The sequence below is a fragment of the Paenibacillus sp. PAMC 26794 genome, from assembly GCF_000316035.1.
Taxonomy (GTDB): domain Bacteria; phylum Bacillota; class Bacilli; order Paenibacillales; family Paenibacillaceae; genus Paenibacillus.
Genome location: NZ_ANHX01000021.1, coordinates 146,568 through 154,905 on the forward strand (window position 1 = coordinate 146,568; position 8,338 = coordinate 154,905).

At 37.0% G+C, this 8,338-nt stretch carries 9 protein-coding genes; all 9 read right to left on the minus strand.

Going from position 1 to position 8,338, the window contains the following annotated elements:
- Positions 1 to 127: 127 nt before the first annotated feature.
- On the minus strand, positions 128 to 760 hold the full coding sequence (locus D829_RS0111490; protein ID WP_017689038.1) for a hypothetical protein: 633 nt from the start codon (positions 758 to 760) through the stop codon (positions 128 to 130).
- Between the two features lie 184 nt (positions 761 to 944).
- The gene (locus D829_RS0111495; RefSeq protein ID WP_017689039.1) at positions 945 to 1,403 is read right to left on the minus strand and encodes a VOC family protein; all 459 of its coding nucleotides are present in this window, start codon (positions 1,401 to 1,403) and stop codon (positions 945 to 947) included.
- An 88-nt stretch (positions 1,404 to 1,491) separates the two neighbouring features.
- Positions 1,492 to 2,259 (minus strand): nucleotidyltransferase domain-containing protein, encoded by a 768-nt coding sequence (locus tag D829_RS0111500; protein ID WP_017689040.1) that lies wholly within the window; start codon positions 2,257 to 2,259, stop codon positions 1,492 to 1,494.
- A 57-nt stretch (positions 2,260 to 2,316) separates the two neighbouring features.
- Positions 2,317 to 2,943, minus strand: coding sequence for a Type 1 glutamine amidotransferase-like domain-containing protein (locus tag D829_RS0111505; RefSeq protein ID WP_017689041.1), 627 nt, complete (start codon positions 2,941 to 2,943; stop codon positions 2,317 to 2,319).
- Positions 2,944 to 3,228: 285 nt separating this feature from the next.
- Positions 3,229 to 3,783, minus strand: coding sequence for a hypothetical protein (locus D829_RS0111510; protein ID WP_017689042.1), 555 nt, complete (start codon positions 3,781 to 3,783; stop codon positions 3,229 to 3,231).
- Between the two features lie 453 nt (positions 3,784 to 4,236).
- Positions 4,237 to 5,109 carry a GNAT family N-acetyltransferase gene (locus D829_RS0111515; protein WP_017689043.1) on the minus strand — a complete coding sequence of 291 codons (873 nt, stop codon included), beginning with the start codon at positions 5,107 to 5,109 and terminating at the stop codon, positions 4,237 to 4,239.
- A gap of 339 nt (positions 5,110 to 5,448) precedes the next feature.
- Entirely contained in the window at positions 5,449 to 5,826 is a 378-nt protein-coding gene (locus D829_RS0111520; RefSeq protein ID WP_017689044.1) for a hypothetical protein, read from the minus strand.
- A gap of 632 nt (positions 5,827 to 6,458) precedes the next feature.
- Positions 6,459 to 6,899 carry a hypothetical protein gene (locus D829_RS0111525; RefSeq protein WP_017689045.1) on the minus strand — a complete coding sequence of 147 codons (441 nt, stop codon included), beginning with the start codon at positions 6,897 to 6,899 and terminating at the stop codon, positions 6,459 to 6,461.
- A gap of 399 nt (positions 6,900 to 7,298) precedes the next feature.
- Entirely contained in the window at positions 7,299 to 7,958 is a 660-nt protein-coding gene (locus D829_RS0111530) for an HAD hydrolase-like protein (protein ID WP_017689046.1), read from the minus strand.
- Between the last annotated feature and the right edge of the window lie 380 nt (positions 7,959 to 8,338).

Genomic DNA, 8,338 nt, shown 5'->3' on the forward strand with positions numbered 1-8,338 from the left:
CATATTGATTTTGATTTTAACTGATTTCATCTAACATTTTGTGTTCACGACGACTGGCTGGATACATTCTTCTACTTATAGTTTCTACCCGACCAAGGAGCACTAGCGACGATGCTTGAACATCTGGTTAGGCAATGTCGTTGCCCTCCATGATTACCCTTACATACTCATCCCAATTCTTATCATCTGTATTGATTTCTATTGTTGGAACTCTTGAGATTTGAGCTTGATGTCTTAATACATTTTGGATTCTTAATAATTCACTTACCGACGATCTTACTTCTTCTTCTGTTTTATAGATCCATTCTTCTGGTTGTCTACTTTTAATTCTTTCTTCTACAACTTCGGGCGAGATTGTAAGCAAAATACACCTGGCACCTAAAGACTCAAGCTGTTCTTCTATTTTATTTATCTCATCCAAATCCGAATCTACAAATGCAGCTCTATGATTTAAGTGAAACCTCTCCAGAACATAAAATAGTCCCCTAGATCCTCTAGATGCAGGACCAAGTTGAATTGCCCATTCGTTAAGTTTCTTTAGCATGTCAACCCGCTCTTTAAGTAACTCAATGTGTCCTTCCCGGGTTAGACTTACATATTCTCCATGTTTATTATTCAAAATTTGAGTATAATGTTCTCCAAGGATAACTACGCTCCGTTCTGAGGATTCTTCTTGTGATTGATATCGTTTAATTGCTTTTAATACTGAAGTCTTCCCGGCATTTGAGTACCCCTCAAGAATTACTCCTCTAATATGCATTTAAATCTCCTTCCACTAGCATTATTTCGCCTAACGTTTCTGTATTCATACGTTCAACTTAGTTTAATATTTTTTATGAAGCGCTTTCATTCGGTAGACCAAGGCTCCGAAGGAGCCGCAGCCTGAATATTATGTTATCTGATGCTGATACTTCTTTTAAATCCCCAAATACATTCTTTAGTTTTTATCTCTTCAAAAGGTCTTCCCATTCTTCGATTGATAATTTATTGGATATATTCTTTAAGTTTTCAGGGACACTTACAAAACACATTAATTCTAAACTATTTCCATCTGGATCATTGAAGTAGACTGAAGCATTTCCCTGATTAGGCCTAACAAATGGATCTATTGAATCTCTTTTTCCAAATGGGACAGGCTCTATTTCAATTGATTGAAGCCATTTCACACTGTCTCGAAGATCTTCATAACTAACTCGAAATGCTATATGCCTTAATGATGGATGATAAGAAGTTTTATGCTCTTTGCCTTGCCATAGACCGACCCAACTCTTTTCTTTTTCAATCCAGAAGAACGCTGTATCTTCATCTCTCCAGGCCAGCTCTAATCCTAATTTAGAATAAAATTCGATAGATTGATGTAAGTTACTTACTGGTAAATGTGCTTCATACAACCCAAGTATCATATTTTCTCCTTTCAATCTTGCCAGTGATGTCCCGACGGACTTAGGGGCTGGATCGCTTCTCAGAGTGACTACGAGCGTCAATATGTTGTTAGCCAACTGAATTTCTGGAAGCAGCCATTGTATTTAAAGCGTTCTCAAAATAGCGATATACTTCATCTGCGATTTCCAGAAACTCTTCAGCAGATACATCGCTATCCAAGTAACAAGCATACAGATACTCAACTAAAGCGGAGTTAATCTCACAATAGTTTAATATGGCATTCTTCATCTTAATGATTTCATCTTCCCATACCCCTGTATCTTCTAAAATCAAAGAGTATAATGCACGAATTAATCTCTTAGAGTAACCTTTAATATATCTAGTTTTCATTGAGTGATCACTAACATTAGAAAGTGATCGATGTACACGATCTACTTCCTCCTTGGTATCTGTATTTAAGTCTAAAATGAATTCTTGAGAAATTATGATCGGGGGTACTTTTTCACCAATGTCCTCCCCATGTATACAAACACAAATGATCTTAATCCAAAAACCCCAATCATTCGGTCTACTTAATACATCATCAATCGAGCAAATGATCGTATCCATCTTAGTGACGAATGGATATTCTTCCAAAAGCCTGTCTTTAATCATTGACAATCTTTCGTAATCAATATCTTCGGGATTTGCACATACAATAGTAAAGTCTGCATCTGACTTAAAAGGTTGAGCCGTTCCTTTTGGAATCGAGCCACACATATAAATGCTATGAATCTTATCTTTGAATTCGTTAAGAATATGATCCACATACTTATCAACCAAATCCTTATATTCACTTTGTATGGTAATTTTATTTATAACTTTTTCTAATATCATATAGACTCCTCCTAAAATATGAGCTTCTTCTAGCTACTTATAATGAATTTACGACTTTCAATGTGCTTGGTTTATTAAGATTGAGATATATTCTTCATCTTTAAACCTTGTCACCTTACAGTTCTCAATGGATTCAAATTCTGCTATTCTCTCTTCAATTGTTTTATTAGTACGATCTTTAAATATGTCCTCTCGATCATAGTGAGGAAAAATAAACTTGTCAGTTACACCTAATGCCTTAAAATCCGTTAAATTCATTGTGTTCATCTGTGGAGTAAAGAAATCGACAATGTTAATATTCGGCCCCAGTAATAACGTTCCTGCACTTACTCCAACTATAATTACATTCTGTGCAGCCAGTGTTTTAATAACTTCATCAGCACCACTTTTCTTCGCGTAATACAATAATGTAAATGGATTTCCACCATTGATATATATAACATCTCTATGTAAGAGAATTTGCGGGTCATCAAATTCAATATCTACAAAATTGATATGCTGAAATCCCATGTCCTTAAACTCTTGCATTGCTCTTTGTGCATATCTATTAGTTTCTTTTCTAGGGGATGCTGTTGTAATAATTGAGACTTTTAATTGAGAAATATCTCCATCAATAAAATCCAGAAATTGATTTTTAATATCTTCAGTATAAAAACCACAAGAGGTTAGTAACAAGCTACTCATTGAAATCACCGTCCTTAACTAATAGTTTATCTAAACTTTATAATTTAATTAAGCATTCCCCTGATTTCTGCTAACGTTCCTGTATTCAGGACTCGGCGTATGCTGAGTGTCCGGCAAATGCCGGACAAAGGACGAATGTCCGCAGCATGAATATTATGGTAGGTGATGTCGGGCGTTTCTTTGAGTTCTCATTTAAAATCGTCCTTATGTCCCTATCCTAATGCCTTTCCATAGCACCTTCTTGAAGTAAATCCAATTCATAAATATTTTGGGTGTTATGTTCAGTCATTTGAGCTTGAGAGTAAGTTTTCCTTTATAGGTATCAAAGCTAACTGTCCCTCTCGTCCATTTTGGAGCAGAGTAATCAAAAATATCTTCTTGGGAAAGATATAAGTCATGTGGTTCTTCTATCACAACTTCCTTAGTCGTTAACTCAGTTAAGAATAAACCCCAAAACTTCGTTTGGTAGACACGATACTGTGTAATGCCTTGATCCAGCAGATTAGCTCGATGTTCAACTATAACTTCACTATAGTGCCCAGGGCCAGGGATATGCAGATGTTCGTAGCTGTATGGATCAAATACTGGAGCAAATGAATACTTAATCAAAAGAAGAGAAGAAAAAATAATCAAAACAACAAAAAGAATTAGCTTTCTTCCTTTACTTTTATAGCCTAACCAAAAAAATAAAATGATGTGTAGTACGATAGGAATTACAAAGTTACTTTTTTTGAATATAGTAATATCATAATTGATGATAGATGAAAATAACCAAATTATATCCATAATCACTATTATCAAGATAAATTTCTTTCGAAGTTTCAGGAGGGAATTGTTCATGTTTATATATTCCTTTCGCTTCAGTGCTTTAATGAAGCCCTTTCTGATTGTTACAAGGTAACCTGGAGGAAATGGGTCGGCATCATACAAAGCTAACTAAATTGATATCGGCTCCACGATTAATAATATATTCAAAATCTTCTCTCTTTCCATACCTTGCAGCACTCAGTATAGATGGGAAATCCTTGTCATTTAAATTTGCTCCATTATTAATTAATAGTTTTACAATTCCGAAATTGTATTCGGGAAATGAAGACCAAGCCCAGTCTAAATATGGAGCACCGTATTAAAATTTATAGTAATGTTCTATTGATGCATCAACGGTATATACAGAACCACACGTATTTAACTATTTTGATTCACAAAAACGGCGGTCTCTCCGTAATTACCGCTGTATCTTTACTTTATATGATGCTCTCATTTCACCTTGTTAGAAGTCCTATCCACATCATTCTAATATTCAAATTCTAGTTGAAGTGAATCACAAATTGGCATATAGCCTATCTTTCGGTAGATGCTATTTGATGTGGGATTTTCTAAATCTGTATATAAAACGCACTTAGTAAATCCTTTCTCCAATGCAAGTTGGCTAATGTGTGCCACGATCGAAGTCGCGTAGCCCTTTCCGCGCTCATAGGGAGGCGTATAGACAAAGGCCACGCCGATAGCCGTTTGCATCTCCCTTGTATATCCGGCCATGGAAACAGGCATTCCTTTGTCGTCCTCTAAAATATAGAGTTTTTTCGATGCGATCCGGTAGAGATAAGGCTCTGCCTCTTGCGGTATGAACATTTCTGTTTTGCCATAACTTGACGCTGCTGAAAAAGCTTCAGCCCAGTAGGGAAAGAAGTGAAGATCCTTTTTATCCAGCAGCCGAACGGTACCGATCTTTGGAATGTCCGGGTTTACCGCTGTAAGTTCATATATACATTGGCGCATGGTTGTATGAATAGTTATACCCTTGCGCAAGACATATTCTTCGGCAAAACACTCCGCCAATTTTTTTTCCGTCGTCACACCCGGAATTTCACGGTCATTCAGCCCGTCTATCAAACAGCGTACAGCCTCCGGGTTAAGGATGTTGTCCGTTGCATAAAGTGTAATATTGTGTGGCGGTGTCATTATTGCAGTAAGTTGTATGCCCGTAGCATCCGAAATAGTGACCATGAGCCAATTTACAGGGTCACGCCAATCTGTTTTGTCTTTTCCTTGATGTCCAATTATGATATTGCCCAGAGGAATCATATTTTGTGCCTCATGACGCATCAGCACTTCGTAGGTATCTCTGTAAAACTCATGCACATCCATATACAATTTAAATTGCATCAAAATTACTCCTTTCATCTATTCAACATTTTCTAGATTCTTCTTAACAATCGTTATTTCTTAAGGTTTGCTGACTGGAAAATAAGTGAATTTCATTCGTAAGAATGATTAACTATACTGCCTGTTAGTTGAATTAGCTGATAACAATTTGCTTTTTTTTGTTTTGAACTGATTTTCTAACGTTCCTGTATTCACGAACCCTCACTGGCTTAAGGGCTACAGCCGGGTCCGCAGGGTTGTCCGGCTGCTGCCAATTTCCCTGCCGGACCCAGGGCCGAATGGCCCGAGGTGTGAATATATTGTTATACGCAGTGCCCTCTTCTGTGACTAAGCTATGGGCTATCTGTTATTTAGCTTTTCCAATAATTCTACCTCCTCTTCCTCTGAAAGTTGTTCTTCCGCTCTTGTTTTTGTTTCATCTATCTTTTGTACTTTTAATCTTCTTTTTATGAGCCATTCTTCACCAGGTTTCATGGTAGTTGCTGGATGTGGATATACATCCTCACTTATAATTTCCTCATCAATTATGTAAATGTATCCACATAACTTACCATTATGAAATCTTGCGCCATTCTCATCAAAAGAAACAATAGATGGTTTCTGCGAAAAGATTCTTGCTAACTCTCGATCTTGAGTTATTGTGCTTCCGACTAGTAATTCATTTAGAAATAATGGCGAGCCATGAAACCAAGGCTTACTGTAGTCCCATTCTTTCATAATTATCACCTTCAATTAAGTTTTATTATGTTTCTTCTTTTATTGTTCTTTAGTTTCTTCTTAATTTTAGGGTATTGCGTATAACGTTGCACATTTCTGACGTCCAAACGGCTTAAGGACCGGAGGTCCGGGTGGCTTTGCCACTTAGCCGGTTGGATGTGTCGCCTGATTCCACTTTTCCGAAATCCCTCTTGAAGACCGAGGAGCGTCAGCGACGAAGCAAAAATGCATTGTTATATGCTGCCCCTTTTTCTTCGATTCCACATCCTTATATGTCTTGTGTGTTTTACGTATTTAATATGTCTTTACGTGTTTTATCTTTTGGTTCTATCTTTTGCTCCTATCAAATCCGTTTCCGCATAGGAAAGATCCCCTCATTTACTCTCGTACGCCTTCAGCAGTATCAACGTTGGTTTGTGTAGTAACTTCATCTAATGAACTCTAGCCTTATAAGAGGCTCGTGTTCCTCGGACCGGAGATTTGCCGATGGCTTCATTCAGATTCCTGCTCACGTTGGACACCCCTGCCTTAAGCTATGGCTTACTTCTCCCCTCACCATTCGGGACTTAATCCTTGATATAGAATACATGCTGAACGCACAATCAAAATTTAAGAGGATTGTTGTCCTCCCTTTAATTCGCAATAGACAAATATGTATTAATGACATGCACAATACCAAAAAGTACTGTTGGTATAATAGCCAGATAATTTTGAAGCCAAATCTCAGCTAATATAAAATATACTACCGGGAGAACGGCCATCCCCAAAAAAATAATCGAGTTTGCATTGCCTGTAAAATACAATATCCATAGCCCATAATAAAAAATCAACATTATTGCCATACCAATTATATACGGACATCGCATTTCAGATGCTTGTTTTCTTACAACAAATATCAGAAGAAAGAAAAATATCGCCTGACTTCCGTGCTCCAAAACATCTAAAATCAAATGGCTATTTGAATGGTTTCCTGATATATCTGACGCAGGAATTAAAAAATAAAATATATTTGGTATCATTGGCAATAAAAAGATTATCAGACCCTTCCATGAAAAACCAAAATGATAATTCATTTGATCCTCTCTTTCGCATAATAGAAATATTCTTTAGTTTGCACTTTATTATGAATCCGCTTCTCTGGTATTCCTCTTGATGACCAAGGAGCATAACTAACAATGTGGAAATTTATTGTTATATGGTACACCTTCTAATATTCCGTTCATCCTGGTTTTCAACTGCTACGTTGTAAATGTATTCTTTCACCTATATTTATTATTTGTTATTAATTGGTTGCATGGTTTAACATTCTTAAGGGGTTGCGTATAACGTTCTGTATTCACGAACTTGCGCAGCAAGTTGTCACATGAATCAACTCCCCTGCCAAAAACATCATTGTGAACAAGGGGTAACCGCAGCTTAAATATGGTGTTATATGATTTCAGCGTCTTCTTCGATATAATTACAAAAGCATTCTACTTTCCCTGATGTTTAAATATATTTTTTAATTCAAGTAAGTCGTCAATAATAAAATCCGCTTGTGCAAGCTCCCCTTCTTGGGCAAAATCAAATCGACAACCAATAGCCTTCAACCCATTGTTTTTTGCGGCATTGAAATCAGAAATCCTGTCCCCAACTACAGTTGCATTGCTGATGTGATGTTTTTTAAGAATATGACCGACTAAGTCATCCTTATTTTGAGTTCCTATTTGTTGGATGCTATAAGTTTCTGCCACCCACTTATCTAATTTGTAGCAGTTAACGATGGCATTGAGGTATTCGTTTAGTCCATTACTTGCAATAAAAATGAAATAGCCTTCATGTTTCAAGTAATCAAAGATTTCGTTGACATGAGGATATAGGGCGCCATTGCCATTATTAATATTTGCAATTAGCTTCTCTAGGAAGATCTCGTCCACAATTCGTCTGATTTCAGTTGAATGATTCGGTAATAATGTTTCCCAAACTACTGGTAGAGGAACTCCCATTATTTCACGATATTTTTGGGTTGGAGCTTCACTCGACCATTCATTACGAGACCTCAAGACAGAAAACGTTTCTTCTAACGATAACTCTAAGATTTTGTTTGTTTGAAATAGTGTACCATCCATATCGAAAATAACCGCTTCCAGCATGATTCCACTCCTATTCAGAGTTTGAATAATTTATTTTGTATTTTTATACGCTGATTTCCTATAACGTTACTGTATCCACGACGTCCCACCGACTTAAGCCACGTTAGGGAGGCCCCGATGCGGTTAGTCGGTGCGGATGTGTCCGCCCGCCTGATTCCACTTCCCTGCCAATTCCCTCTGGGCTGACCCTGGGAGCGTCAGGACCCAAAGCTTGGATATGATGTTATCTGACGTAAACCTCTACTGTGAATTAGCTATAATCTTCTTCGTTAAGTTAAACTCATGGCGGCATTCATAGTAATAACTTTTGAATTTATATCCCCCTGCTTTAAATACAGGCTTATGTTGATACCACACTACAATTAGCGTTCCTTCAAAAA